The organism is Myxacorys sp. (assembly GCF_059501405.1).
The window spans coordinates 63900-88132 of sequence record NZ_JCACCM010000191.1; the positions used below are offsets into that span (position 1 = coordinate 63900).

The window sequence follows — 24233 nt, forward strand, 5'->3', positions numbered from 1 at the left end:
AATGCAATCAATTCATCGCCATGGTTTCGGTCAGTCCCCTCAATCAGATGCAGAACGTAGAATCAGCGATCGCCTGATTCATGCCATCGGAAAAGCAGATGTGGATGCCTATCTCAGAACAAGAGAATCGTTGGAAGCAAAGCATGGGAAAGGGCTTGTTGAGCGAGTGAACAGAGACATTGTTCTGAACAATGAAAAGTATGGGGTTTCCGATGTCGCGATCGCGGACCACATGGATCGAATCATCGCCAGGATGCCCCCTGAGATTCAATCAGAGGCACAGGACAAAGCGATCGACGTGATGTTTTCATCGCTGATCGAGCATGGTTTTCGCCCTGGTATCGACTTCGATCGCGACCCCGTGAAAGGCATTTACTTTAGTGATGCAGCCTACCGACACTTTGCTTCGCAGGTTCCACCGGACGTGTTAGCCGACATTCAGCAGAAATTCAACCTGCCGCCCGTGCCCGAGCCGTCGCTATATACCGATCCTGACTCGAAGTTCTATCCCGATGAAACGGGTGAGGACGGTAAATTGAATCTCCCTTTAGTCGCGAGCATGATTGGCAATTGCGCGGCAGGGAGAGAACCGGAGGCAGACAGCGCAATCGCGACTAAGAATGTTCTGGCAATGGCGCGAAGTCGTGGCAAGGATGAGCTTTCAATGCTGAGCTTGATCAACCGAGCGAAGACCGATGATGCCGCCCTGCGATCGCTCGTGAGTGAAATCAAAGTGATGCTGCAATCCTAAGCCGAGCAAGCATTGGGGGACACTCTCGCGTTTCAAACGCGACACCCTCCGTTTTAAACGCGACCTGTTCCAAACTACTCAACTAGCGCGAAAAAGATGAATGAATTGCAAGTAGGCGATCGAGTTCAGACAACGATCGGATCTGTCGGAACAATTCAAGAGCCACCATTCTCGATGCCACTACATCATTTGGTGAGGTTCGATAGTGGATCAACAGTTTGGGTTCTGCGAAAAATTCTTGAACCTTGCGCCACATCCACAAAGAAAAAGGCGAAACGTTAGCCGCGATCGATGAAGCAAAAAAGTCCCCTGATCGTTTTGATCAGGGGACTTTTTGTATGTAGGTGTTATGTCAAGGACTGGGAAAATGATGTTGGTAAGGACAATCGCCCTTTTCGTTATTTACTGCCCCCATCAACAGGCTGACTTCCAAAAACAGGCTGTCTGTCATAAATAGGCCGATCGTTGCGCGGTTGCCGTACTGGAGTTTGGCGGGCTACTTTACACTCGCCAGTTGCAGATGGACAGGTTACACATCCATTTTTGTTGCAGATATCGATGGAACCATCTTTGCTAACGCTCCAACCGCAGCGCGCACCGCTCGCCGTGCTATCAATACACATTCCCACTGCCGTTCTCCCATCGATCGCCCAGGCTGGTGAAGACAATGAGATCGTTGCTAAGCCAAAAAAAGCGAGGAGTAAAGAAGATGTGGTTTTCATAATCAGGATTTCTCCAAAGTTAGTGAAGCCTGGAATTGAACGGCTTCTGCCTAACCTATACGTTGGCCAGTTGGGTTTATGCAGTCTCTCGTTGAATGCAACCTGCGATCGTTCAAGTTTCACTCTCTAATGCTGTATGAACGGTGGCGCGTAACCATGCGTTGCGATCGCGCGAATTTGGGTAAAGCCGAAGCAATTTCGCCTCATCCTCTACAAAGAGTCGAATGCTGGTCACCTTGGCGCTAAGTTCACCCACTTCTTTATCTGCGCGATTGAACTGCTGTTGTTTGAATTCCTCGGTTTGAACGGGTTTAGGATTCCCGCCCTTAGCTCCCTTTGGCTTGGGCATACTTGCAACCTGAATAACTTTCCTTTGATTATACGCTGTAGACAGGGAAATATCCATAGAGCCTTTTCAATCAAACATCCTTGTAGACAGGGAAATATCTTATACTTCACCCCTTGTTTTTCCCTGTAGACAGGGATATATTGGATTCATGGCCGAGGGGAGACAACCTTCGGAGGGGCGCAAGCCCAACGGCGGTAACGCTGCCTTTTCGGAGGTGATGCCCGCTCAAGAAACGGGGATCTGTGGAGCGGTTCACAGTCGTAAGTCCCTGCCACCCGAAAAGGGTAGCCAGAGGACCCCCGTTAGTGCTGGGGGAACCAGAGCACTCTAATCTTCTTGGTTCAAGTCCGCAGACGAGGGAATACGCCTCCGAGGACACTTTCAAATAAAAGGCAGTGCTCTCCCTGGAAAGAATCGCACTGCCTCACCCCACAAACGAGGTAATCAAAATGATAGCAACAACGATCGCTAAACCTTTCACTCAAGTCAATGATGAGCGCAGCTCCAGTCGCATCACCGCAACATGCGCTCAATGCCGTTTCTACAGCAAGGGCATCTGCAAAACAAAAGCTGAAGCAGGCTGGGAAAACGAAGCGTGTGTGAAACCTACAAAAACCGCTTGCCACTTCGCTCAACTATTACCGTTCTAGCCATCCCTCCAGACGATCGCTCCTCCCTGACAAACTTAGAGCGATCGTCTGGTTCTACCCTGCTCTCCTCCCTGACAAGAATCGAGCAGAACTTGTAAATAGATCGCCACTTAACCCCATACTCACACCACGCTAAACACTACTAAGAAAACATCATGAACGACCAACAAAAGCAATTCGAGCAAGCCGCTAGACACGCATTGATCGAGCCGACACCCGCGCCGAAATACGAACTTTGGACAAAAGTGAAATGTCACTATGCCGAAGCAGGCAACGGAAAGTTTACTGAGGGATTGAAGGACGGGCAGATCATCGGGATGACTTGGAAATCGCTCCATCACGTCTTTCAAGAGGGTGAAGACTCTTTGCCAGGTTGGACTTACACGATCGATCGCGGCGATGGGCACTGCTATTTTCATGAAGTTGATCTAGATGAAGCAGCGGCGGCGGCGGAGAGCGATCACTTAATTTTGCCTGCTCTGTAAAACCTTAAAACAAACAAAGAAGCGATCGCTAACCTAACCAGCGATCGCTCTTATGGCAAATCATCCGGCAACTGGGCATCCACCCAAAACAACCAAAACATTAGCAGCAATAAAGCATTCATCTAGATTTCTTCCTCCCTCCGTTTGTCTTGCATAGTTCCCTAAATTTGCACCCACATGACTTTGTCTTGTTCCGTCTCAGATCTACTTCTAAAACTTGGATCACTTTGCCGCATACGCATCGGCAGTTTCGGCGGCGGTGAGCGTAGCGATCGCGCCGGATAAAATGTCACGACTGCGGTAAAACCTCAGTGCTGGGCTAAGTTTGAGAACTAATCGCCTGAGTCTTAACTGTAGATGTTGATTGGGTAAACTTGTTTTGGATGAGCAGGGAAGCGATCGCAAAACTCGAAGTAGAAAGGATACGTCCCCTACGATCGCCATCCCATGATCAACCTCAAAAATCTAATCAAAATCCTTGTAGTCGGAACGATCGCGATCGCAGGTATTCAAATGCTTCTGCTGGAAATCTCTGAACCTCCAAAGCCGACGCAGCTATCAGAGGAAGCAATGCAGAAGAGAGATGAACTGAAGAGACAGATTGAAGAGGCTGAAGAGTCTGCTGCCGAAGGGGAGCGCCTGGTGAGAGAACTGAAGCGGCAAGAGCAAAGCAAGCCATGAGAAGGGCGCGAATAATGGAATTGGTTATAGTCCTTATTTTGTTCGTCGCGATCGCTCTTGCCGTTTGTGCTTTCGTAGTAGCCATTTGTAGGAAGCCGTAAAAGTCTTGGCATTGCTCCCAGTTCTTGCGGTCAACCGCAAAAAACTGTGACAGTCCCGATTTCAAATCGGAGGTGTCCGCTTAGCATTACTCTCAGTGCTTGGTACGCGAGCGAACAAACGTCACGAATTTGCGAAAAGCCTCGGTTAACTCCGGTTCCTCCCAATATTCAGGAATCAGCATGAATTGAAAATTCACCCATTCATACGAGGCATCGTCTTCACTGTAGTTTCTGGTAGCGTATAGAGCGGTCGCGATCGCGTTTCTAATGAGTGGGTTGAGTTCCTCCATTTGTGCATCGGTCAGATGTTCGCAATGAAAGTCCTCCATCTCATTGCGGATAGCGATCGCAATCACCATCGCCAGGGTTTTCGTATGTTTCAGTAGACGGGGGCGGTGCTTTTTTGTCATTTCTGAGTACCCGCAAGGATCTATCTCATAGTAGTCATGAACCATTCTCAAACGAAAACCCGAAAAACTGACGGGATACTAAATCAGTTGAATGGCCGATCAGGGTTCCCAACTAGGCTTGAACAGTTTGCTTCAATCGAGAGCGGCATTGCTGCAAGCGGTTCATTATGGAGCCGAGTGCGATTGATCAACTAGATTTGCTGTTGAGTACCAATTAGTGTTGAGTCAGGATAACTGATCTTTGCAATCTGATGATGCTTGTGTAAATCGCAGTGACTCGTGAAGGAGTTGGTCGATAATTCTAGTCACCGACTAAAGCCCTGAGTCCTCGATACCATGAGAAAAACCCCACCTCTACAGAACCCAGTTGCTGGTAATACAAATAAATATGATGCTTACCGCGAGGCATGGGAACGAATTCGATTAGCTCAAGAGAATCATTTCTTCTTAGAAGCCATCACTATTCAAGAGAGCATCATTTCTGATCGGTTGATTAGTTATTTTTCAGGGTCGGCAGACTGCCAACCTCTTCCTTCAAAAAGAAGCTTCATTTCATTCAAGCAATTAATTGATCACTGGCGTTCTGCGTTTCCCAATGGGCTCCCATCAGCCCCCTATCCAGACCTAATTGAAGCGGTTGACCGTTGGCGAGAAACCAGGAATACAGCAGTTCATGCAATTGTTAAATCCGAGCCCAGTCAGACAGTTCAGCCCATCGATGCGTTTTTGCAGAAAGCTAGAGATGCAGCAGAGGAAGGAGAGCGTCTCACGAAAGAGGTATGCAAGTGGCGAAATCGGGAGAAAACAAAAGAACGACGATTGTCTTCCAGTCCAGTCCAAGAATAAGCTGCTTCACAATCCCATACTGAACACCGAGAGGAATGCCGGATTGATCTTGGGAATAACTAAGATCGAGGCATCAATACTTCGTCCCCCTGCTGTACGGTAGGGGGTTTTTATTGGCGTGCAGATGAGGGATGAAGATTACCGATAACAAATCGAGTTGTTATTTTTGGAAATTTTGAAACACATGCCGCTATCGGATGCCATGGTGTAGGTTGCGTCTGAGCCGTCGACTTTAGCCGTTCCTTTTGCAACTCCCATGTGCAATGATTCAACCGTTAAGACCTCGATTTTGGTACGCACGCGATCGCTCCAGTCGAGCGTGACACTTTTTGGGATGAATCGCGAAAGCCGTCCTGAACTGGAGAAGCTGCACTTGTCACGCAAGTTGGACTTTTGAGAACTGAATGTGCAGCCTACCTTGGGTTGGCTTGCCAGTGAAGGATAAGGGGCAAGAGTTAGAGCGATCGCAGACGAGAAAACTACCGACTTCAATAACTTCACTGATTTCATGAAAAGCTCTGTATAAGGCAACCGCCGCATCCTAGCCGGAAACTAAATCTTTGCTGCCCGCTTCTTGAACAATTCATGATCTCGTTATGCCAATCTACATCACGGGGACTGGTGCTAGGGTATTGGGTATTGGTTTTTCTGACTGTTAGGTTAAATTACTCGCATTCTTAACTGCTTGCTTTAACTCTTCAAAGGTAAGATGACCGTCTTCGTCTGAATCATACTGTGATAGTAACGCCTGGGGGCTACTGGTATTTGTTGCTGAGGAGATGACTGCACTTAAGCCAGGACTTAACAAAAGCTCATTAATGGAGAGTTTGCCGTCTTGATTGCCATCTAAGCTATTAAAAAGAGATTGAAGCTCTTGCTCAGTTGTCATAAGTTTCTACCTGAATTAATTTTTCAATTTCATAAACAGAATACCAGACAAAAGGAGAGCAGATTGAGGCTACTAATCAAGGGCCGCTCTCTATCAAGGAGCGCAACAAAAGAGCCTGATTTGTACCTCCTGACCGATTTCAGTTCGCCAAAGACCTCGCCTCAAGAGCCTTCTAAGCCTTGATGGAAGAGTGTTTCTAGTTCGCCAAGTTTAAGACCAAGCTCAACCCAAATGGGGGAGACCAGACAGGACACGGTCTTTCAGATCCAAACTTTCGTATTGTGGAGTATAGCTAGCGTCTTTCAGTTTGTGGATTCGCTTCCTACCTTTCCCACTTAAAAAATTAGGCAGAAGAAATGACAGAGCAAGTATTTTTTGTTCAAATCCACAGAATCGACCCGTCTACAGGAGATCACACGGAATTCGCGTTTTTCCATGAGGAGAATGCGGCGAGGCAGCATGCCGAAGAGCAGGGAGCACGTGAAGATTGTCGTAGCACAAGCATTTCAACGCTTGGGGAAAGACTTTCGAATGGAATGATTTTGCTAAACGACACACTCTGATAAGCACACGCTATCAGGTTGGAATTGCTGTTTAAGGACCGTCCTAAAGCTCCATCAAGGGCTAAAACCCTTGATACTTCGTTGTTGTGCTATGAACTTCTGCATTTTACGCAGTTAACCTAAACTCTGAAATGGTTGGTTAGAAGAAGTTTTGAAAGTTGTCTCTAAACGCTGGACTAAATTTCTGGACTAAACTTATTTGTTGAGCGAAAAGTAAAGCTCAATCTGTAGCAGCAACAAAGAAACTGGCATCAGGTTTTCTAATATCTAAATCTTGCCTTTAGTTGCACTGCCGACTAAATATGAGAATTACTCTCATTATTAGTTAATCAGTAGATTTAACTTTCTAAGTCTCGCGGGAAATCCTAAAATCAATCCTCGGAGCATCAGAACGTCTAGAGAAAAACCTCAGTCAACCAACAAAGGAAAACTGAGGCTTTTCGGTTGTGATCTCTGTAGGCTTAGTTGCGTTGGAAAGCTAGGACTTAAGCCACTTGTATAAACCGAAGCCAGCAGCAGCGACAACGACAGCAGGTAATGCAGCAGACGCAGCAATAAAAGCCGCACCGCCAGCCATACCCGCACCGCCAGCCGCTAAAGCACCTCCTCCTAATCCAGCTAAAGCCGAACTGCTTGCCGCCGCGCCATACAAACCCGCAGCATTTGCAGCCGCGATCGCACCACCATAAATTCCAGAAGCCGTTACAATCCCTGTTGCTGTACCCGCAGCACCAACAGCACCAACAGCAATTACATCGTTTTTATCCATACAACCCTTACTTGAGTAACAACTGAGTTGCAACCCTGCGCAAGAGTATTCTAATCACACACCAGAGCAGATAGGTAAGTAATATTACGGAATTGAAGCCAAATCGCCTCAATCTCACTGTAGATGTTGATTGGGTGAACTTTACTTGGATGAGCAGGGACGCGATCGGTTTCTGCATATGAAAAGACAACTATAAACTTCCGGTAAAGGCTCAGGATTGCTTTTGACAGGTTTGTAGTCTGAAATCGACTGCTTGCAATCTTAGAGGAGCGATAATGGCACAGGTTGAGGTACTTGGAGGAGAAATCCCAACAGGTAAATGGGATACAAAGTATCTTTTTGAAGATATTTTTCCTGAACTAGTTATCAACGTTGACGGTCAGTTTAGAAAATTAGACTTGAACAGCATTAAATCAGCAGAATTGGTAGACCAAGAGCAGATCAAGAGCATTGCATCTTCGGCAGGTTGGGGTATTGCGGCAGGGCTAGTTGCTGGAATCTTGACAGGTGGATTAGGGCTAATTGCAGGTGGGGTTGCTGGGGCGATCGCTAAAGGGCAAAAGACTGTAGTTACATTTATGTGTGAGCTAAGCGATGGGCGAAAATTCATTGCTGCTACAGATTCTCAAACCTGGAAGAAAATCATGGGCATTACTATGACTCCTGAAGATAAGAGATTCAAGCGTAAGGCGCTCCCTACGACAAAAATCGTTTCTATTTAGTACAACTGTTTCTTAAAACTGATCGTTTGAAACCAAACAAACAGGGAGCTACTTTAGTACTGTAGGCTTAGTCCCTGTTTCGCTTGGGAATGAAGAGGTTTACGGAATCTATATTTATTAAGTGATCGCCCTTCAGAAATAAAGATTCTGTACTTCACTCCTCGCCTGCTTCCATCCGAGACAGCAAATTTTCTGCTGCCAGTTCGTTGTGGAGCATCTTCCAGGCAATGTCGCAAACTCTCACCGATGCATTGAGCTTTGCTGCTTCTGCGTGGGCGTCTCCATCGAAGGACGGCTTGACCAACTTCTTGGCACTGCGGATACAGCTTTCCATCAGTGAGAGCAAATCACCTTCGAGCCGATCCAAGCGATCGCGCTTTTGCTTCAAAATCGCTGCTTTTGAGGCGAGTTTTTCAACTTTTTCGGGTGATGGACGCTTGGAGCTGTTGGTCATGTAGCCATTTTAGCGAAGGCATCCCCCCTCCCTATGGATTCTCATGCCTACAGAGGTATGGATCGGGATAATTCCATTCCAGGCATTACTTAAGCATCTGCTCAGAAGCGCGATCTCCCGCTGCCAGACTAGGAGTTTTCAGTTTTGCCGATGCCGTCCAAATGGCGCAAATTGGCGGATGTTGATCACTACAAACCGCTGATTTCTCTGTTTTAAAAACGGATTATTCCAGAAAGGATGTCTCCGTCATTGTGACGGAGACATATAAAGAGATCCAAGCTCAGAAACACTGAAAGCCATGTCGCTAATGGTTCCTGACTTTTTGTCCACTACCGAAAGTGCCGCAGACAGTTCGCGCTTCAAACGCGACAATTCTTTATTACCAGATAATCCGGTAATAAAGAATTGTCGGCATTCTTCTAACCATTTTGCGATCGTCCGCAATCTGGCAATAGAAGCGATTGCGTGTTCAGAAGTTTGACTATGATAATCCCCCTAGTCTGGTCAGTTGGCTTGGCAAGGAGTTAAACGATCGACTGGACAAGATTTTACGGGAGATCAGCGATTGAGAATGCAAAGCTTACTAGTAGCCGCTGACTGCAACCGTTCAGTGCTGCTACATACATCCTGTAATGAACATGAATGAAGAACAGACGCTCCGAGCTTGCCTTCGAGAACCGATTCCCCAGATTGCTGACGCTGCACGTTACTTGGACGCCGCCGTTTCGGCACACCTCGCCGGACAATCGGACTCGGCTGACGCTCTGATACGCCTCGCCAATATGCCAGCCATCAGAGATTGGACAGAGTCTCTATGGGGCAGCAACAGTTCCTACGTCCTGTATCGACCCGTGCCGGACGCACCGCCCAGCATTCCGAAACACCAACGCGTGGAGTGGCGAATGCCAACCGCGACCGAGAAACGCCGTTTGCACCAGCGGGACGGCTTTCATTGCCGGTTCTGTGGCATACCACTGATCCGCATGGAGGTTCGTAAGCGCATCAGAAGCGCCTATCCAAAGGCACTACCTTGGGGAAGAACCAACGTGACGCAACATGCCGCCTTCCAAGCGATGTGGCTCCAATACGACCATCTGCTGCCCCACGCCCGAGGCGGAAGCAACGATTTGGAGAACATGCTGCTCACTTGCGCACCCTGCAACTACGGTCGCAGGGACCGTATCTTACAGGAGGTTGGCCTAATTGACCCGAGAACGAGAGCAATCCTTTGCTCGTCTTGGGACGGACTTGAGCGCTTTCCCAATCAATCGCGCGATCGCGCCCTTTATCCTGCTTAGGGGCATAATCAAACCGCCCCTTCTGCCATCCCCTCATGACCCGACGACCATCGCCCCTCACTGTTCGCCCTAAAAACCTCGCGATCGCACTGCTAATCTCAGCCACTACAGTAAGCGTTCTGGCCATAGCGATCGCCCTTTAACCTGTGCTAGAGAACGAACGCGTTTGAGCCCACTCAACTAGCCGTGCTCTACTCAGTTGGATCAGAGCTCAACCCTCCCGTCCTAGACCGTGATGAAGTTGCTAGACGTCAGGGTTGTGGTATTGACTCCGGTTAGGGCAGCTAAAACTTCAGTGCCATTCAGAATGGTGTTGCCGCTAAAGGTCAGGGAACTAAAGCTCAATCCCCCGGATAGTCCGATGAGGTCTGTGCCCTCCTTAAAGTCGACGAGGGTATCGATGCCCGCTCCGGCTGATAACACAAAGATGTCACGGCCATTGCCACCAATCACCGTATCGTGACCCAGTCCTCCATCGAGCACGTCATCCCCATTCCTCCCCCTCAAGGTATCGTTGCCACCATTGCCCATCAAGGTGTCTTTGCCGTTACCGCCATCGAGCACATCGTTGCCCTCATTGCCCGTGAGCGTATCTTTGCCGTTGCCCCCGTTTTGCACGGTGCCGACTACCACGGTCACCGTTGCCGTCGATGTTCCTCCCATCCCATCACTGATGCTGTAGTTGAAGCTGGCGTTCCCGCTAAAGCCAGGAGCGGGGGTGAAGCTGATGGAGTCATCACTCGTGTTACTGGGGGTGCCGCTATCGCTCAGCCCAACGACGCCGTTGATCACACTACTTAATCCTGTAATACTGAGCAGGTCAGTGCCTAGGTCGTTCGCGAGCAGAGTTGCCACAGGAATATGAAGGGCTGTGTTTTGAGCTGCACTGACAGTGTCGTCTTGGGCAATTGGGGGTTGATTCGTCTGGGTCGTGTTGAGGTAGACCGAGACGACGTTGGGCATGCTGTAGAGGGTAACCAGGTCGGGCTTGCCATCAAGGTTGAAGTCGCCGACTGCTGCAGAGTTCAAACCGGGGAAGAAGGGCGGAAGACTACTCCCTCCAAAGTTAATGGCTGGGCCAAAGCTGCCATTGCCTTGACCCACCAGCAGCGAAATATCGTTGGACCCACCGTTTGTGGTGACCAGGTCGGGCTTGCCATCAAGGTTGAAGTCCCCGATGGCGACAGAGTTGGGAGAATTACCGACTCCAAAGTGAACGGCCTGGTCAAAGCGGCCATTGCCTTGACCCAACAGTACCGAAACATCGTCGGACTCATCGTTTGCGGTGACCAAGTCGGACTTGCCATCGCCGTTGAAATCGCCGATGGCGACAGAGCCGGGAGGATTACCGACTCCAAAGCGAACGGCCTGGTCAAAGCTGCCATTGCCTTGGCCCAACAGTACCGAGACAGCCTTGGAATCGTAGTCTGCAGTGACCAAGTCGGCCTGGCCATCGTCGTTGAAATCGCCGATGGCTACAGAGCTGGAAGGACTACTTATGGAAAATCCGGTCCAGTCAAAGCGGCCATTGCCTTGGCTCAATAGCACTTCGACGCGGCCCATCCTTTCGTATGTGATGGCTAAGTCTGCCTTACCATCAGCGTTGAAGTCCCCGGCTGCTAAAGAGAGGGGTCGATCCCCCGATGAAACGGTAACAGCGGGGTCAAAGCTGCCATTGCCTTGACCCAACAGTACCGAGAGTGTGCCGCTGCCGGGCCTATAGTTTACGGTGGCTAGATCTGCCTTGCCATCGCCGTTAAAGTCGCCGACCACCACGGAGCGGGGAGTAGAGCCGACTCCAAAGTTCGTGGCCGCACTAAAGCGGCCATTGCCTTGACCCAACAGTACCGAGACATCCTCGGAACTGGCGTTGCCGGTGACCAAGTCGGGCTTGCCATCGCCGTTGAAGTCCCCAATCGCCACAGAGCGGGGACTAGTACCCACCCTTAAGTCAGGAGCTGAGGAAAAAGAAGGCGGGGGTGCTGGCATGGATGCCGCTGCCGCACTGCGAAGTCGATCGCCCGCCAGAGGATCCATCAGACGAGAGCTGAATGAATCAGGAGAGAAGGCACTATTGCCGGTGAGTGGAGTCGCAGCAGCTTGGGTTAAATCTGAGGCAGAAAAAGGGTGAGTGTTAAACATGGCAGTAGTTGATTTATTAAAGGAATAGATTGGGTACGGACGAAGTAGCCCATTTTTTCTCATGCCAAACTTTCACAGCGACCCTCTGTGCTAGCTGGATAGATAGCTCGAATACGCTTGCGGTTGCAGGGAGGAAGCGAGGGCTCAGAGTCGCGTGAATGCCCCCTTACCCAACGCATTAGTCAAGCGCAAGCGTGGAATAGATGAGTCCTCTCTGGCGGTGCACCGGTCGGTTTGCAGCGTCTCACCCGGTGTTTTTACAATACTCTTATCGTTGTCCCATAGATACCAGTTTAAGTGAAGCTGCCCATTTCAACTTGGGGGTTCGCTCAAAATCAACCAAAGCGTGAGACGCTTGATTAGAAGCAGTTTGAAGCGATTGAAAGAGGGATGAATCAACTGGAAATGGAGGAATTTGACCGACCAGAGGGGGTCAGGATTTAGCAAAATTTAATATGCTGCACTTGGTACTATTTAGCAGTGTGAAGATTAGCCCAACAACCGGGATTGACGATTCTACTCACCACTCCTCCCCAAAGACTCGACGTCCATCGCTTTTAACTATCCAACCCAAAAAGCTTGCGATTGCTACGTAAGCTCCGAAGGATCGAGGTGAGCAGCGCGATCTCGATAGTAAGCGCTCTGGCACTAGCGATCCCTTGGAGCTTGGCAAAGCCAATCGCGCGCTTCTATCACCCTGTCATGGTGTGGGTGCATCACGGGGTTTGGTGTGCTGATGTGAACGCAGAAGCTAAGGTGCAGGCAGTTCATTATGGAGCCGAGTGCGATTGACCCCAAGATGAGGGACAGGGTTAAGGGTTCCAAGGTCTTTCTGCCGATCGCCCCACCACACACCAAGACAGAGCAGTGCAAAGAAAATCACCGCAATCAAGGGACGATCGCTCCCATTGATGAAGCCAGCATCACGAGCTAGATCGGCAGCATCGAGAATAGTTTCAGCGTCAGGCACAAGCATGAAGGAGTGAGAGGACAGTATTAAGGTTCCCTAGTCGATCGAGAATGTGAGGTATGAGGCTGAGCGATCGCGGGGACGCGTTAGGTAGCCGTTAGATGACGATCAACTCCTGTATCTAAGTTGGCTGCACTAGCGGCGAAAAAGCCCAATGCAGAAAGATTTATGATTTCTGCACTCTAGTGTTGAAGTACAAGCCCTACGCTACATCTGGGAGGTAACTCTTTGTTGATTCTCTTAACGGCAGTTCTTATTAACGAAAAATCTCTTTTTTGTTAACATGGCGCTAAAAGTTATTCAGTATTAACGGAACCGATAACAATGGTCAGTGCTGCTAGAGCAGGTCGTTACGTAGAACAGATTGAGGGATACAAGGCTTTTATACCTAATCCTTTGCCGCCTGTACCTGAAGTTATTATGGATCAGGAAATGTGGAGCCTTTTGTCTAAAGCAGATCGTGCTTTAGGTCGGTTAGATGGCTCGACGGATGCTCTACCTAATCCTGATCTCTTTGTATTCATGTACGTTCGTAAAGAAGCTGTCTTGTCGAGCCAAATTGAGGGAACTCAGGCATCTTTAATAGATGTTTTGGAATTTGAATCTCAAGCTTTGGAACCAGATAACCCTCAAGACGCGGCAGAAGTGGTGAACTATATTGCCGCTATCAATTATGGTCTTGAAAGACTGAAAAATTTACCTGTGTCTTTGCGGCTGGTACGTGAAATTCATAATGAGTTAATGCAAGGAGTAAGGGGAGCCGAGCGCGACCCAGGCGAGTTTCGCCGCAGTCAGAACTGGATTGGATCTGGAGGATGTTCTCTTGCAGAAGCCAGTTATGTGCCACCCCCACCACATGACATGATCCAAGCCTTAGACAATCTGGAAAAGTTTTTGCATGATCCAGCACCAATTCCCGCCCTTATTAAGGTTGGATTAGCCCATGCTCAATTTGAGACAATTCACCCCTTTCTTGACGGTAATGGAAGAACAGGGCGTTTATTAATCACATTTCTGCTGTGTGAGCAGAACATCTTGAAACGTCCCTTGCTCTACATCTCCTATTACTTCAAGAAATACCGTACCGAATACTACGATCGACTTCAGTCCGTTAGAGATAGTGGGAACTGGGAGGGCTGGCTTAAATTTTTTCTACGTGGTGTTAATGAAGTTGCCCAAGAAGCTTCTACTACTGCCCGCAATATAGTCAACATGAAAGAACAGCACCGTCAATTGGTACTCAACAAGATGGGACGTAGATCAGGAAATGCCATAGCGTTGCTTGAAACCCTTTATTCCAAACCTATTTTTACCGTGGAATTTGTTCAAACAACTACGGAACTGTCATATCCCAATGCAAACAGCTTGGTTAGAGATCTTTGTGATATAGGTCTTTTAGAAGAAATAACTGGACAGAAGCGTAATCGAGCTTTTTCTTATGCTCCATACCTCGATGTTTTTCAGGGACCTTAGCAAGAGATGTGGTGCAGCATCAGACACAAAGCGCATCAAACCAAACCTCACCTTGAGCCGCTTCAAACTGGAGGCGGTTTTTTATTGGCGGAATAGTCACGAATCCTGACGCTCTGACCACAGCCCCACCTAACCAACAGCAGAATTGCCGCGAGTATGAGCCAAGCCTCAACGGGCACTGGCTGGGTTAAGGAATACTCTGTCCAGAATATTCCCGTTTTTTGGTTCTTGCCATTCTTGGTGACGGCTGGTGATGGACTTGGGGATGGATGATGACGGACTTGTGACGGCTGAAACTCTTGCCTATGATGATTCTGACGGTTATGACGGACTTTTCATTTCTTACGTAGGTATTAGAAATAAAAAATATATTTTGCTGTTTGCTTGTGGCGGTTACAAGCGCGATCGTAGCTCACAATCATCCCTCTGGAAATGTTGAACCGAGTGCAGAAGACCTTTCTCTCACTCGCCAACTACTCGAAGGGTCGCGATTTTTGGGCATTCCACTCCTGGATCATCTCATTCTAGGTAATGGAAACCACCTTAGTTTGCGACAAACCACATCACTGTGGGAAGAAACGCCTCAAGGTGCGTGAGGCATAGTCTTTACGTTCGTTCGAGCAAGAAGAGATCGGCCTGAATCAGTACCTTGTGTCCTCACTAAGTGAAGCGATCGCAGGGAAAAATTTAGCAACGGCGATTTCTCAGATGCAAGAGAAAATTGATGCAATCCATAGCAACGTGTTGCGGCAAGCAGAGTCACCTCACAACGCAGTGACTCCGAAACGTTACACCTAATTCTCAGACTTTCGCTTGCGCCACGATCGTTCGATGTCTCGGCGTATTGCAAGTGATCGTCGGTTGAGAAAAGCCAGCCTCAACGATCGCCTGCTCAATATCCAGCGCAAAGTATTCGTCTAAATAAGGCTCTGTACTCTTTAGCAGTGTCAAAATATAGGGCGGCATCTTCGCATAAATTTCAGATTTTGGATTCATATCCATGATGGCGAGATGACCACCCGGACGCAGAAGACGTTTGGCTTCTTGAAGGATTGCGATCGCAGCCTCTCTTGGCAATTCATGAAACACCAGCGACGCCGACACCAAATCAAACGAGGCGCTTGGTAATCCGGTTGATTCTGCCGCCGCATGAACCCAAACTGGATCAGAACATTCAGCCTCAGTCCGATGTTGAGTGCGATACTGGGCAACTGCGAGAAAGTAAGGCGATAAATCAACGCCTGTGATTTTTGCATTCGGGAACGTTTCTTGAAGCGTAAACGTACTCATGCCAACGCTACAGCCCAAATCTAAAATCTCCTTTGGGGCTTTAGGCAGTTGAGCTTTAAGCGCATCGTGGTAGCTTTGCCGCAAGCGTGAATCACCTTCAATTCCAGCATCTTTCCAGATTCGAGCGTGAACGGCATAGGCTGCAACCTCAACTTCGGTTGCAGGTTCCCAACCCATGTTGCCTTCAGTGTAGGCGTGGAACGGGCGCAAATAATAGTTTGGATACGTTAAATCGGGATTGTTGACTTGGCTAAACTCTGATGACCAGTCGCGATCGCGTAACGTCGCCGCACGATCGCGCCACGCCACTCCGATCGATTCTGCTCGCTTGATCATCATCTGCCGCGCTCGATATTTCGCCAGATTGAAGAGTGGCTTAATGGCCAAAATGCCGTTGACAGCACGAGAGGCAAGTCTTGGTTTAGAAGCAGGCGCAACCGTCATAGTGGAAAATTAAAATGGTTTGGTCAATACCGTTCATTATCGCAGGCAAAAGTCACTAAATTTAATGCTCTTGGATCTCGACAAATGGGTCAAATAGCGATACAAATGTCCTTGAGAACATATCAACTAATTAGCTGCATCGCTAAGCATTTTTGATATAATACAGGTGTTCTAGTTCTCGTTTCCACTTATTTTTGTCGCTTTATGGAACCCCTCACCGACGCCCAACAACAGCTATATGATTGGCTAGTTGAATACATTCGTGACCATCAGCACTCACCCTCGATCCGGCAGATGATGACCGCGATGAATCTTAAGTCTCCGGCTCCGGTGCAGAGTCGTCTTGAGCATTTACGCAACAAGGGCTACATTGAGTGGACGGAGGGGCAAGCCCGCACCATTCGGATTCTCAACCCAATGCCAAAAGGAATTCCGATTCAAGGCGCGATCGCGGCAACGAGCTTGGTCGAGACGTTTCCTGATTTAGAAGTTGAATACTTAGACTTATCCACGCTGCTGCTTAAGCCCCAGCACTTTGCGTTAAAAGTTCGGGGACACAGTATGATCGACGCATTAATTGACGATGGCGACATCGTGATTTTAGAGCCTGCTAACGATCCCAAGACGATTAAAAACGGCATGATTGTAGCGGCGCATCATCAGGGCAAAACAACTCTGAAGTACCTTGAGCGTAAAGGAAACAAGGTACTTCTAAAACCCGGAAATCCGAATCGCGAACTCTATCCTATGACAGAGGTTCCAGCCTCTGAAGTCGATATTCAAGGCGTTTTAATTGGCGTTTGGCGCGGCTACGGCAAGCTGTAACATCACTTCATATCATGGCTACAGTCTGGCGTAGGAAAAATTTCCTACGCCATTTTTAATGAGTTCATCCTAAAGCAGCACTTTAGGATGAACTACCAGTGAATTAGATTTAGTAAATTACACCCATAGATAGAAATGCTTAAAAAATTCCGTTTTGTCATTTCTATGTCACATTTGCATTCGATCCTGAACAGTAGAACATCGATGAATTGTCGTTTACCCTGTTTGGACATTGCCCTATGAGCGCTTCACGATTCGTTCACAAGTTGCCCAAGCGATCGCTGAAAGTTCTGATTGCCGGACTTAGTGTGATTGGTTTAATGGCGACAGGCTGCACCCGCGATCGCACGTTAGAAGCAGAAGCCCAATCCACCCCAACTCAAACCGCTTCTGCTGCGCCCGAAGTCCAAAAAGATGTTCCGTATGTTCCCACTCCGCAAGAAGTAGTCGATGAAATGCTGCGAGTGGCGAATGTAGGCCCAAATGACGTGATTTATGACCTCGGTAGCGGCGATGGGCGCATTGTCATCACCGCTGCACAGCGATTTGGTACTCGCGGAGTAGGAGTTGATATTGATCCAGAACGGGTCGCAGAAGCTAAGGCAAACGCCCAGAAAGCAGGAGTGAGCGATCGTGTGGAATTTCGGCAGCAAGATCTGTTCCAAACAGGCCTGCGAGAAGCGAGTGTTGTCACGCTTTATCTTCTACCAGAAGTTAATCTAAGGCTGCGTCCCAAACTTTTGCAACTTAAGCCCGGAACACGAATTGTTTCTCACGCCTTTGACATGGGCGACTGGAAGCCCGAACAAGTCCGCGAAGTGAATGGGCGCACCGTTTACTACTGGACTGTTCCTCAAACTATTCCTGAAAATTTACGGTGATCGCATTTACACCACAAAGTTCTCACTCAAGCATTCAAACATGAGAATTTTGTGGTGCAGTTCTGTAACTTAAGGCAGACGCATTAGTTCTTCTTTTAGGATTCTATTGCTGTTGCAAAACTTAATTGTCTGAATGTACGAATGAATTGTCAAAAATGATTTTCATCCGTGCTCAAATCCTTTTTGAAATTTAGGAAACCAGGTAATGAATCGCTCTAATCGTGTTAATTCGGCTAAATCTTTTCGTATTCTTGTTGCAAACGCATTCAAGGGTATCGTAGCGAGTTTTGTTTTGCTACCTGTTATTGCCGCGTGCAGTTCTCCCTCAGCACAGACACCCCAAGCAGGACAACCTGTTCCAGAATCTCCAGTAGCAGTACAGCCTGAAACAGGTGCTGCCGCGCCTTCCGCCCCGGCTACGGGTACAGCTCAAACAGGGAGCGATATTGTAGAAGTGGCAGCAGCCAATCCATCTCTTAGCGCCTTTACATCCATCGTTACTGAAGCCGAACTCGGTGATGCGTTAGACGGTGATGGACCTTTTACAGTATTTGCCCCCTCAAATGAAGCCTTTAATGCAATTCCGGCTCAAACTCGCCAACGCCTTTTGCAACCCGAAAATCGTCAAGTACTGCGTCAGATTTTGAATAATCATGTAGTCCAGGGACAGCAATTAACGGCGACACAAATTCAACCCGGACCAGTGCAAACCGTGGCAGGAAATTCCGTTAATATTCAAGTACCGCAACCCAACCAAGTCAAGGTCGGAACTGCAACGGTGACTCAGCCCGATCTTGTAGCAAGTAACGGTGTCATTCATGTAATTGATTCGATCATTCTGCCTCCGGATCTCAATCTGTAATCTCAATTTGTAAACTGTGCGTTGCCCGAGTTAGTTTAACTGCTTAAACATTGGGTGCGTTCTGATGCGTTTGATTCGACCCTGATGGCGTTCTCCAATTTGCCTAGAATTCAAAAATTTGCGAGTGCATTACTGTCAGGAACTTGTCGCCGCGATGGCGGCGCAATCTCCAGAATTATGATTGATTGAGGTTTCATTTGTGAGTAAATTTGAAGCTACTGGTTTAACAGAGGGAACTTCAACGGATCAAGCCGCTGCACCCAAACCCACGCTTAGGTTAGCAGACGCGATCGCGCTGATTGTCGGAATCGTGATTGGAGCAGGCATTTTTGAAACGCCGAGTCTGGTCGCTGACAATGCAGACAGTGCAGCAATGGTGCTGTTGGCATGGTTAGCAGGTGGAGCGGTGTCGATAGCTGGAGCGTTGTGCTACGCCGAACTTTCAACCACCTATCCGCATGTTGGCGGAAACTATCATTTCCTTAAACGAGCATTCGGCCGGAATCTCGCATTCTTGTTTGCTTGGGCACGGATGGCAGTGATTCAGACCGGATCGATCGCACTATTAGCCTTCATTTTTGGCGATTATGCGTCGCAACTTTGGCGGCTCGGTTCGGGTTCATCATCCATTTATGCCGCCATCGTCATTATTCTCTTCAGCGTTCTCAACATCGTAGGATTGCATCAAGGCAAAACGATGCAGAATGCGTTGGCGCTCATCACGGTGCTGGGCTTAGTGTTAGTGATCGGGGTTGGATTGCTTCTTCCCGCCGCCCCCGCCGCTTCATCAACAGTAGCGCCTTCTAACGGAACCTTAGGATCTGCGATGCTCTTTGTCCTACTGTCCTATGGAGGATGGAATGAAGCTGCCTACATTTCCGCCGAAATTCGGGATGGACGGCGGAACATTGTGCGATCGCTGCTTTGGAGTTTAGGAATTATCACGGCTCTTTACTTGCTGATTAATTTAGCGTATTTACGCGGACTGGGACTCGAAGGCATGGCGCAATCGCAAGCGGTAGGAGCCGAACTAATGCGACGGGCATTTGGAGAACCAGGAGCAGTCTTGATGAGCCTGATCGTGATCATTTGCGCCTTGAGTTCTCTAAACGCAACGATCTTCACAGGGGCACGAACAAATTATGCTTTGGGCCAAGACATTTTTCTCTTTCGGTCTCTCGGTCGCTGGCAGTCTTCTGGAAGTACACCGACCACAGCATTAGTGGTGCAAGGCGCGATCGCGCTCGTTCTGGTGGGATTGGGAACCATTACTCGGAATGGTTTTGAAACGATGGTAGACTACACCGCTCCTGTGTTCTGGTTTTTCTTCCTGCTAAGCGGTATTTCGCTGATTGTGTTGCGATTTCAGGAGCCGCACCAACTCCGCCCCTTTCGGGTTCCCTATTACCCCATCACGCCTATCGTTTTCTGTGGGGTTTGTGCTTATTTGCTCTATTCCAGCGTCGTGTATACCGGAGTCGGTGCGATCGTCGGAATTGGAGTGGTAGCTATTGGTGTTCCATTGCTGTACTGGAACTGCAAACTACAGAAAAGAGCGAGCGGAAATCGATGATGCAAAGGAATTACATCCTTTCAAGCTGGTTGATACAACCTTTTAAAACTCCTGCTATGCTGTGCAATGACTAAGCAAATGCTCGAGCTAACTCTTCTGAATTGTTAACAGCCTTCTGATGTCAGCAAGGGGAACGCCGTCTCCAGAAAATTAGTCGCATCCCTTGTTCCATCGCATCCGCTACCCACCGTGGAAACCATTCAATCGTTAATTAAGGTCTTCCAGAGCCGCAAAATGTCGGCACTGCTGTTTATCGGATTTTCGTCTGGGCTGCCATTTTTGCTAACCAGTAGAACGCTGCAAGCCTGGATGACCGTCGAAGGCGTCAAGCTGAGTACGATTGGACTGTTTAGCCTCGTTGCTCTGCCCTATTCTCTCAAGTTTCTGTGGGCACCCTTACTCGATCGCTTTATTCCTCCCTTTCTGGGTCGTCGTCGGGGATGGCTACTGCTGGCTCAATTTGCCTTGCTCATTGCAATTGCAGCAATGTCGCTACATAATCCTCAGCAATCGCTTCAGTTTATTGCCATTAACGCGATCGTCATTGCCTTTCTTAGCGCCACTCAAGATGTCGCTGCCGATGCGTACCGCACCGATGTTTTAGAACAACCTGAACTGGGCGCAGGAGCGGCAATCTTTGTCACCGGATACCGGATTGCGCTGTTAATGACAGGCGCGATCGCATTTTTTCTAGCCGACCGAATGCCATGGCAAACCGTCTATTTACTGCTGTCGTTGCTGATTGGAGTCGGTATGGTTGCGTCCTTGTTCGCCCCCGAGCCGGAGCATCAAGCAGCCCCCCCTCTAACGTTGAGCGAAGCCGTTGTTCAGCCTCTCCTCGACTTTTTTCAGCGCTTAGGACGGCTGCGCGGCATTTTGATTTTGGGATTTATTGTTTTGTATAAGTTTGGCGACTCTTTGCTCGGCAACATGGCAATTCCGTTTTTGCTCAAGACGGGTTTCACGCAGACAGACATTGGTGCGATTCAAGGCGGTATGGGCATTTTAGCGACGATTGTTGGAACCCTAATCGGGGGCGCGGTGTTTAGCCGAATTGGGGTCAATCGATCGCTATGGATTTTTGGCGGACTACAGGCATTAAGCAACGTTGCCTATCTAATATTGGCGCAGCTTGGGCAGAACTATCCGTTCATGGTCGTCGCGATTAACGTAGAAAATTTTTGCACGGGGTTAGGGAACGCCGCTTTTCTGGCGTTTTTGATGAGCCTCTGTAATCAACGCTTTTCGGCAACTCAGTTTGCTCTGCTGTCAAGCTTGATGGCAGTGAGCCGAGATATTTTGGTAGCAAAAGCAGGGGAACTCGCTGAAGCAACCGGATGGACAGGATTTTTCTTCATTACGATCTTGGCGGCAATCCCTGGTTTGCTATTGCTGCCTGTGTTTGCTCCGTGGAATGAGCAAGCGGTAGTAGAGAAAGGATGAAGGATGAAGAAGATGCGTATTAGGATAAGTAAAGAGAGTGAACTTCATTAATCTTGAAACAACTCTCAGAAAATTATCCTTTTCTCACCCTCTCTTCAGTCATGCTTTTCTTTCGCCAAAATATTGCTCCGCTTCTAGTCGTGTTGGTCTTTGTGGTGGCGCTCATTGCTGTGAGTGCGCGTATCTTCTTACCGGGTGACATGGCAGCCCCTGCCCCGATCGAAGAAGTGACACCAGCGCAAGGCAAGGCGGCTGTGTCCCGTCCGGATACAGTAGCAGGGCTGCCTCCTGCCCTTTCTGCCTTAATCACCGGCCTGCCCGAAGCCCCAGCTCAGCTGTAAGCAAATCGTGACTGATTTACTGCCACCAGGTTATTGTTTACAAACCGGTTCTGCAACAGAGCGATCTTGGGGGGCTTGGCGGAACCAATCACTACTCGTAAGGTTCATGCAGCAAACTTACGAAGAGCTTTATCCCGGTGGCACGTTTTCTCACCTGGCCAACACAGTTGAACAATACTGCTCTTCAGAAACGCCGATCTGGTGGGTTGAATTAGCAGAAGGTCAAGATGGAGGAGCTACCTTGCTGTCGGGTCAGACCTACCTTAAACCGGTTGGATGTTTGTGGCTGGGGAACGCAATCGATCAGGCAACCGGAGAGCGTCAGGCTCATGTCTTTTTGCTGTATGTCGCGCCTAACCATCGACACCAAGGCATTGGATCGGCGCTGCTGCATCAAGCAGAAACGTGGGCAAAATCCAGCGGTGCTCGACAGATCGGATTACAGGTGTTCGAGACAAATCAGCCTGCACTAAGCTTATATCGCTCGCGTGGGTATCAAACTAAATCGCTTTGGCTGGCTAAACCGCTGTAGTTTGGCCTTGGCAGTTGAGCAGTTTAGTAAACCTAATTTTTTCTATTGAATAAATTTAGTGTCTTTATTTTTTAAGTCCTCTGCCATTAACGCTATCTCCACTTCCCTCGGTGCTGTAAAGTGACTATATGTATAGTGATGATGATTTGTCAGTCCTCGATATCGACGCAGAGCTAGAAGATCCATTGGATCGGATTGCGCCGATTGAAGATGATGCCCTTCCTAAGCCTGATCCAGAGGAGATGCTACTCCTTTTGACGGCAACGGATGTGCAGCAACGGATGCTGGCGACCAGAGCTTTCTGTGAACTTCAAGACGAGCGAGCGATTCCCCGTCTGATTGTGCTATTAGCTGATCCCTGCGCGTTGGTGCGCGTGAGCGCAGCGTATGCGCTGGGCAGAAATCCCAGTCCTGATGCGGTCGAACCTCTGATTACACGGTATCACCAGGATTGGAATGGCTACGTCCGTAAAGGCGTGGTGTGGGCACTGGGAAATTGCCGCGATCGCAGGTCGCTCAAAACCTTGACTGAAGCTTTAAAGACAGATATTTCGGCGGTTAGACTGTGGGCTGCGAGTTCTCTCGCTCAAATGTCGGTGCTGGGATATGAGGTGGTTGTGACCGCTGTACCGCCCTTAATTGAGGGGTTGCGACGCGACGCGATCGCGGCTATCCGAAGTAACTGTGCTTGGGCATTAGGAGAACTGTGTCGAGAATTACCCTCTAATGTCATCTACGCCACTGCGATCGATGCGCTGATCGAATCGTTTGCTGAAGATGAAGATATTAGTGTTCGAGAAGATGCAAAAGCATCAATGCTGAAAGTGGGAGATGCACGCGGATTACAAGTGATTGAAGAGCTAGAACAAGAAGGCTTTTTAGGCTAACGACAAGCTAACCCTGTGTAAGGATTCACCGGAATCGGGCTAGGAATTGGGCTTCCGTAAATTGCCGTGCTGCATTGCGATGTGCCCTTGTAAAAACCGCCGTTATAAAAACCATTAGGACCGATGATCACGGTGCGAGTTCTGGCGTTGGGCCTCACAATTACTGTAGAAGACGGGTAGGGCGATGTAGAAAACGGGTAGGGCGATGAGAAGCCAGAAGGATAACGTACCGCTCGTCGGTAGGTTGAAAAAGGTTGCCCTGGTAAAGATGGGTAGTAACGATCGGTAAACGGGCGTTGAATGATTACAGTTCTTCCGTAAGAATTAACGCGCGGAAAGTGCCTAGAGTGCGGCGCAGCATCGTATATGGACGAGCCGAGAGGATGCACAAATTGGGCGTGTGCCGCCGTTGCAGAAGATAAAACTAGGGGCACAATCATGGCGATCGGGAGCTTTGAAGAAGAAGCGATCGCCTGAAGCTTGGCGAAGCTATGTTCTTCAAAGTTGCGCATTGCGCTAATCGTAGCAATCCAGGAAAGAGATTTCAGCATAACGCTACCAATCCTTTTGAACAGCAGATTCAGATACTCAAACAATATCAAAACTCTAAAAATCTTTTCTGCCGAAACGATCAAAACTAAACATTTAGAGGGAAGAAGAGTTCAACGAATCGATACATTCCTATATCTATTGTATGTCCACTTACACAAACAGAGACCGCCTCTCCCCTGAGGGAAAGACGGTCTCTGAAGGGAGCTAGACCTGAGGAGGACTAGACCCAACTCGGGTCACATCAACTCCACCTTCTCGGTCCACTAGCCTTGGATAGCAGGAGCAGAGAGCGCCACAGGAGCCGTCTCCGAAGCTGCCAAGTCCAGCG

General features: G+C 48.7%; 31 protein-coding genes. 19 read left to right on the forward strand and 12 right to left on the reverse strand.

What is annotated here, in order from left to right; all coding sequences use genetic code 11:
* Position 1 precedes the first annotated feature (1 nt).
* The gene (locus AC5I6P_RS27320; RefSeq protein ID WP_495696929.1) at positions 2 to 751 is read left to right on the forward strand and encodes a hypothetical protein; all 750 of its coding nucleotides are present in this window, start codon (positions 2 to 4) and stop codon (positions 749 to 751) included.
* Positions 752 to 1149: 398 nt separating this feature from the next.
* On the opposite strand, the gene AC5I6P_RS27325 is transcribed toward AC5I6P_RS27320, so the two are convergent.
* Together AC5I6P_RS27325 and AC5I6P_RS27330 are read right to left on the reverse strand one after the other, a co-directional pair.
* The gene (locus AC5I6P_RS27325) at positions 1150 to 1473 is read right to left on the reverse strand and encodes a hypothetical protein (protein WP_495696930.1); all 324 of its coding nucleotides are present in this window, start codon (positions 1471 to 1473) and stop codon (positions 1150 to 1152) included.
* 112 nt (positions 1474 to 1585) lie between these two features.
* The gene (locus AC5I6P_RS27330) at positions 1586 to 1822 is read right to left on the reverse strand and encodes a hypothetical protein (RefSeq protein ID WP_495696931.1); all 237 of its coding nucleotides are present in this window, start codon (positions 1820 to 1822) and stop codon (positions 1586 to 1588) included.
* Positions 1823 to 2271: 449 nt separating this feature from the next.
* On the opposite strand from AC5I6P_RS27330, the gene AC5I6P_RS27335 reads away from it, so the two are divergent.
* Together AC5I6P_RS27335 and AC5I6P_RS27340 are read left to right on the forward strand one after the other, a co-directional pair.
* Entirely contained in the window at positions 2272 to 2472 is a 201-nt protein-coding gene (locus AC5I6P_RS27335; protein ID WP_495696932.1) for a hypothetical protein, read from the forward strand.
* A 155-nt stretch (positions 2473 to 2627) separates the two neighbouring features.
* Positions 2628 to 2957, forward strand: coding sequence for a hypothetical protein (locus AC5I6P_RS27340; protein ID WP_495696933.1), 330 nt, complete (start codon positions 2628 to 2630; stop codon positions 2955 to 2957).
* A gap of 222 nt (positions 2958 to 3179) precedes the next feature.
* On the opposite strand, the gene AC5I6P_RS27345 is transcribed toward AC5I6P_RS27340, so the two are convergent.
* Positions 3180 to 3401, reverse strand: a complete 222-nt coding sequence (locus tag AC5I6P_RS27345) for a hypothetical protein (protein ID WP_495696934.1) — start codon at positions 3399 to 3401, stop codon at positions 3180 to 3182.
* A 3-nt stretch (positions 3402 to 3404) separates the two neighbouring features.
* Here AC5I6P_RS27345 and AC5I6P_RS27350 point away from each other — a divergent pair, with 3 nt between their 5' ends.
* The gene (locus AC5I6P_RS27350; protein ID WP_495696935.1) at positions 3405 to 3638 is read left to right on the forward strand and encodes a hypothetical protein; all 234 of its coding nucleotides are present in this window, start codon (positions 3405 to 3407) and stop codon (positions 3636 to 3638) included.
* 193 nt (positions 3639 to 3831) lie between these two features.
* Here AC5I6P_RS27350 and AC5I6P_RS27355 read toward each other — a convergent pair whose 3' ends face one another.
* Positions 3832 to 4149, reverse strand: coding sequence for a hypothetical protein (locus AC5I6P_RS27355; RefSeq protein ID WP_495696936.1), 318 nt, complete (start codon positions 4147 to 4149; stop codon positions 3832 to 3834).
* Positions 4150 to 4485: 336 nt separating this feature from the next.
* Between AC5I6P_RS27355 and AC5I6P_RS27360 the strand changes: the two genes are divergently transcribed.
* Positions 4486 to 4995 carry a hypothetical protein gene (locus AC5I6P_RS27360; RefSeq protein ID WP_495696937.1) on the forward strand — a complete coding sequence of 170 codons (510 nt, stop codon included), beginning with the start codon at positions 4486 to 4488 and terminating at the stop codon, positions 4993 to 4995.
* A 138-nt stretch (positions 4996 to 5133) separates the two neighbouring features.
* Here AC5I6P_RS27360 and AC5I6P_RS27365 read toward each other — a convergent pair whose 3' ends face one another.
* The 3 genes from AC5I6P_RS27365 to AC5I6P_RS27375 form a co-directional block, all read right to left on the reverse strand.
* Positions 5134 to 5505 (reverse strand): hypothetical protein, encoded by a 372-nt coding sequence (locus tag AC5I6P_RS27365; RefSeq protein WP_495696938.1) that lies wholly within the window; start codon positions 5503 to 5505, stop codon positions 5134 to 5136.
* Positions 5506 to 5650: 145 nt separating this feature from the next.
* Positions 5651 to 5884 (reverse strand): EF-hand domain-containing protein, encoded by a 234-nt coding sequence (locus AC5I6P_RS27370; protein ID WP_495696939.1) that lies wholly within the window; start codon positions 5882 to 5884, stop codon positions 5651 to 5653.
* A 1041-nt stretch (positions 5885 to 6925) separates the two neighbouring features.
* Entirely contained in the window at positions 6926 to 7216 is a 291-nt protein-coding gene (locus AC5I6P_RS27375; protein ID WP_495696940.1) for a hypothetical protein, read from the reverse strand.
* A 275-nt stretch (positions 7217 to 7491) separates the two neighbouring features.
* Here AC5I6P_RS27375 and AC5I6P_RS27380 point away from each other — a divergent pair, with 275 nt between their 5' ends.
* On the forward strand, positions 7492 to 7938 hold the full coding sequence (locus AC5I6P_RS27380; RefSeq protein ID WP_495696941.1) for a hypothetical protein: 447 nt from the start codon (positions 7492 to 7494) through the stop codon (positions 7936 to 7938).
* Positions 7939 to 8092: 154 nt separating this feature from the next.
* Here AC5I6P_RS27380 and AC5I6P_RS27385 read toward each other — a convergent pair whose 3' ends face one another.
* The gene (locus AC5I6P_RS27385; RefSeq protein WP_495696942.1) at positions 8093 to 8392 is read right to left on the reverse strand and encodes a hypothetical protein; all 300 of its coding nucleotides are present in this window, start codon (positions 8390 to 8392) and stop codon (positions 8093 to 8095) included.
* A 638-nt stretch (positions 8393 to 9030) separates the two neighbouring features.
* Here AC5I6P_RS27385 and AC5I6P_RS27390 point away from each other — a divergent pair.
* Positions 9031 to 9690 (forward strand): HNH endonuclease, encoded by a 660-nt coding sequence (locus AC5I6P_RS27390; protein WP_495696943.1) that lies wholly within the window; start codon positions 9031 to 9033, stop codon positions 9688 to 9690.
* A gap of 225 nt (positions 9691 to 9915) precedes the next feature.
* Here the strand turns inward: AC5I6P_RS27390 and AC5I6P_RS27395 are convergent, their stop codons facing one another.
* Positions 9916 to 11679, reverse strand: a complete 1764-nt coding sequence (locus AC5I6P_RS27395; protein WP_495696959.1) for an FG-GAP-like repeat-containing protein — start codon at positions 11677 to 11679, stop codon at positions 9916 to 9918.
* On the opposite strand from AC5I6P_RS27395, the gene AC5I6P_RS27400 reads away from it, so the two are divergent.
* Positions 11567 to 11821 (forward strand): hypothetical protein, encoded by a 255-nt coding sequence (locus tag AC5I6P_RS27400; RefSeq protein ID WP_495696960.1) that lies wholly within the window; start codon positions 11567 to 11569, stop codon positions 11819 to 11821. The two genes, AC5I6P_RS27395 and AC5I6P_RS27400, sit on opposite strands and share 113 nt — an antisense overlap.
* A gap of 762 nt (positions 11822 to 12583) precedes the next feature.
* On the opposite strand, the gene AC5I6P_RS27405 is transcribed toward AC5I6P_RS27400, so the two are convergent.
* A complete protein-coding gene (locus AC5I6P_RS27405) occupies positions 12584 to 12802 on the reverse strand; it encodes a hypothetical protein (RefSeq protein ID WP_495696944.1) in 219 nt (72 codons plus the stop codon).
* Between the two features lie 324 nt (positions 12803 to 13126).
* Between AC5I6P_RS27405 and AC5I6P_RS27410 the strand changes: the two genes are divergently transcribed.
* The 3 genes from AC5I6P_RS27410 (at position 13127) to AC5I6P_RS27420 (ending at position 15073) form a co-directional block, all read left to right on the forward strand.
* Entirely contained in the window at positions 13127 to 14275 is a 1149-nt protein-coding gene (locus AC5I6P_RS27410) for a Fic family protein (protein ID WP_495696945.1), read from the forward strand.
* Positions 14276 to 14661: 386 nt separating this feature from the next.
* The gene (locus tag AC5I6P_RS27415; protein ID WP_495696946.1) at positions 14662 to 14871 is read left to right on the forward strand and encodes a JAB domain-containing protein; all 210 of its coding nucleotides are present in this window, start codon (positions 14662 to 14664) and stop codon (positions 14869 to 14871) included.
* 55 nt (positions 14872 to 14926) lie between these two features.
* A complete protein-coding gene (locus tag AC5I6P_RS27420) occupies positions 14927 to 15073 on the forward strand; it encodes a hypothetical protein (RefSeq protein WP_495696947.1) in 147 nt (48 codons plus the stop codon).
* Positions 15074 to 15076: 3 nt separating this feature from the next.
* Here AC5I6P_RS27420 and AC5I6P_RS27425 read toward each other — a convergent pair whose 3' ends face one another.
* Positions 15077 to 16009: a class I SAM-dependent methyltransferase gene (locus tag AC5I6P_RS27425; RefSeq protein ID WP_495696948.1), complete on the reverse strand. Its 933-nt coding sequence runs from the start codon at positions 16007 to 16009 to the stop codon at positions 15077 to 15079.
* 204 nt (positions 16010 to 16213) lie between these two features.
* Between AC5I6P_RS27425 and lexA the strand changes: the two genes are divergently transcribed.
* The 8 genes from lexA (at position 16214) to AC5I6P_RS27465 (ending at position 23353) form a co-directional block, all read left to right on the forward strand.
* The gene (lexA, locus tag AC5I6P_RS27430) at positions 16214 to 16834 is read left to right on the forward strand and encodes a transcriptional repressor LexA (protein ID WP_495696949.1); all 621 of its coding nucleotides are present in this window, start codon (positions 16214 to 16216) and stop codon (positions 16832 to 16834) included.
* Positions 16835 to 17073: 239 nt separating this feature from the next.
* Positions 17074 to 17715: an SAM-dependent methyltransferase gene (locus tag AC5I6P_RS27435; RefSeq protein ID WP_495696950.1), complete on the forward strand. Its 642-nt coding sequence runs from the start codon at positions 17074 to 17076 to the stop codon at positions 17713 to 17715.
* A gap of 292 nt (positions 17716 to 18007) precedes the next feature.
* Positions 18008 to 18577 (forward strand): fasciclin domain-containing protein, encoded by a 570-nt coding sequence (locus AC5I6P_RS27440; RefSeq protein ID WP_495696951.1) that lies wholly within the window; start codon positions 18008 to 18010, stop codon positions 18575 to 18577.
* A 199-nt stretch (positions 18578 to 18776) separates the two neighbouring features.
* Complete coding sequence (locus AC5I6P_RS27445) at positions 18777 to 20150, forward strand: APC family permease (RefSeq protein WP_495696952.1); 1374 nt, start codon at positions 18777 to 18779, stop codon at positions 20148 to 20150.
* Positions 20151 to 20339: 189 nt separating this feature from the next.
* Positions 20340 to 21593, forward strand: a complete 1254-nt coding sequence (locus tag AC5I6P_RS27450; protein WP_495696953.1) for an AmpG family muropeptide MFS transporter — start codon at positions 20340 to 20342, stop codon at positions 21591 to 21593.
* 101 nt (positions 21594 to 21694) lie between these two features.
* Entirely contained in the window at positions 21695 to 21934 is a 240-nt protein-coding gene (locus tag AC5I6P_RS27455) for a DUF8624 family small hydrophobic protein (RefSeq protein ID WP_495696954.1), read from the forward strand.
* 106 nt (positions 21935 to 22040) lie between these two features.
* Positions 22041 to 22466 (forward strand): GNAT family N-acetyltransferase, encoded by a 426-nt coding sequence (locus tag AC5I6P_RS27460; RefSeq protein ID WP_495696955.1) that lies wholly within the window; start codon positions 22041 to 22043, stop codon positions 22464 to 22466.
* Between the two features lie 128 nt (positions 22467 to 22594).
* On the forward strand, positions 22595 to 23353 hold the full coding sequence (locus AC5I6P_RS27465) for a HEAT repeat domain-containing protein (protein WP_495696956.1): 759 nt from the start codon (positions 22595 to 22597) through the stop codon (positions 23351 to 23353).
* Here the strand turns inward: AC5I6P_RS27465 and AC5I6P_RS27470 are convergent.
* The gene (locus AC5I6P_RS27470) at positions 23350 to 23904 is read right to left on the reverse strand and encodes a hypothetical protein (protein ID WP_495696957.1); all 555 of its coding nucleotides are present in this window, start codon (positions 23902 to 23904) and stop codon (positions 23350 to 23352) included. The two genes, AC5I6P_RS27465 and AC5I6P_RS27470, sit on opposite strands and share 4 nt — an antisense overlap.
* Positions 23905 to 24233: the final 329 nt, after the last annotated feature.

What these genes read in the sequence shown, in the direction of transcription:
- AC5I6P_RS27380 (WP_495696941.1), top strand. Translation starts at nt 7,492, where the DNA reads ATGGCACAGGTTGAGGTACTTGGAGGAGAAATCCCAACAGGTAAATGG.
- AC5I6P_RS27340 (WP_495696933.1), top strand. Translation starts at nt 2,628, where the DNA reads ATGAACGACCAACAAAAGCAATTCGAGCAAGCCGCTAGACACGCATTG.
- AC5I6P_RS27355 (WP_495696936.1), bottom strand. Translation starts at nt 4,149, where the DNA reads ATGACAAAAAAGCACCGCCCCCGTCTACTGAAACATACGAAAACCCTG.
- lexA (WP_495696949.1), top strand. Translation starts at nt 16,214, where the DNA reads ATGGAACCCCTCACCGACGCCCAACAACAGCTATATGATTGGCTAGTT.
- AC5I6P_RS27390 (WP_495696943.1), top strand. Translation starts at nt 9,031, where the DNA reads ATGAATGAAGAACAGACGCTCCGAGCTTGCCTTCGAGAACCGATTCCC.
- AC5I6P_RS27365 (WP_495696938.1), bottom strand. Translation starts at nt 5,505, where the DNA reads ATGAAATCAGTGAAGTTATTGAAGTCGGTAGTTTTCTCGTCTGCGATC.
- AC5I6P_RS27375 (WP_495696940.1), bottom strand. Translation starts at nt 7,216, where the DNA reads ATGGATAAAAACGATGTAATTGCTGTTGGTGCTGTTGGTGCTGCGGGT.
- AC5I6P_RS27435 (WP_495696950.1), top strand. Translation starts at nt 17,074, where the DNA reads ATGAGCGCTTCACGATTCGTTCACAAGTTGCCCAAGCGATCGCTGAAA.
- AC5I6P_RS27345 (WP_495696934.1), bottom strand. Translation starts at nt 3,401, where the DNA reads ATGGCGATCGTAGGGGACGTATCCTTTCTACTTCGAGTTTTGCGATCG.
- AC5I6P_RS27370 (WP_495696939.1), bottom strand. Translation starts at nt 5,884, where the DNA reads ATGACAACTGAGCAAGAGCTTCAATCTCTTTTTAATAGCTTAGATGGC.
- AC5I6P_RS27325 (WP_495696930.1), bottom strand. Translation starts at nt 1,473, where the DNA reads ATGAAAACCACATCTTCTTTACTCCTCGCTTTTTTTGGCTTAGCAACG.
- AC5I6P_RS27320 (WP_495696929.1), top strand. Translation starts at nt 2, where the DNA reads ATGCAATCAATTCATCGCCATGGTTTCGGTCAGTCCCCTCAATCAGAT.
- AC5I6P_RS27335 (WP_495696932.1), top strand. Translation starts at nt 2,272, where the DNA reads ATGATAGCAACAACGATCGCTAAACCTTTCACTCAAGTCAATGATGAG.
- AC5I6P_RS27460 (WP_495696955.1), top strand. Translation starts at nt 22,041, where the DNA reads ATGCAGCAAACTTACGAAGAGCTTTATCCCGGTGGCACGTTTTCTCAC.
- AC5I6P_RS27465 (WP_495696956.1), top strand. Translation starts at nt 22,595, where the DNA reads ATGTATAGTGATGATGATTTGTCAGTCCTCGATATCGACGCAGAGCTA.
- AC5I6P_RS27425 (WP_495696948.1), bottom strand. Translation starts at nt 16,009, where the DNA reads ATGACGGTTGCGCCTGCTTCTAAACCAAGACTTGCCTCTCGTGCTGTC.
- AC5I6P_RS27385 (WP_495696942.1), bottom strand. Translation starts at nt 8,392, where the DNA reads ATGACCAACAGCTCCAAGCGTCCATCACCCGAAAAAGTTGAAAAACTC.
- AC5I6P_RS27410 (WP_495696945.1), top strand. Translation starts at nt 13,127, where the DNA reads ATGGTCAGTGCTGCTAGAGCAGGTCGTTACGTAGAACAGATTGAGGGA.
- AC5I6P_RS27470 (WP_495696957.1), bottom strand. Translation starts at nt 23,904, where the DNA reads ATGCTGAAATCTCTTTCCTGGATTGCTACGATTAGCGCAATGCGCAAC.
- AC5I6P_RS27360 (WP_495696937.1), top strand. Translation starts at nt 4,486, where the DNA reads ATGAGAAAAACCCCACCTCTACAGAACCCAGTTGCTGGTAATACAAAT.
- AC5I6P_RS27350 (WP_495696935.1), top strand. Translation starts at nt 3,405, where the DNA reads ATGATCAACCTCAAAAATCTAATCAAAATCCTTGTAGTCGGAACGATC.
- AC5I6P_RS27395 (WP_495696959.1), bottom strand. Translation starts at nt 11,679, where the DNA reads ATGCCAGCACCCCCGCCTTCTTTTTCCTCAGCTCCTGACTTAAGGGTG.
- AC5I6P_RS27330 (WP_495696931.1), bottom strand. Translation starts at nt 1,822, where the DNA reads ATGCCCAAGCCAAAGGGAGCTAAGGGCGGGAATCCTAAACCCGTTCAA.
- AC5I6P_RS27455 (WP_495696954.1), top strand. Translation starts at nt 21,695, where the DNA reads ATGCTTTTCTTTCGCCAAAATATTGCTCCGCTTCTAGTCGTGTTGGTC.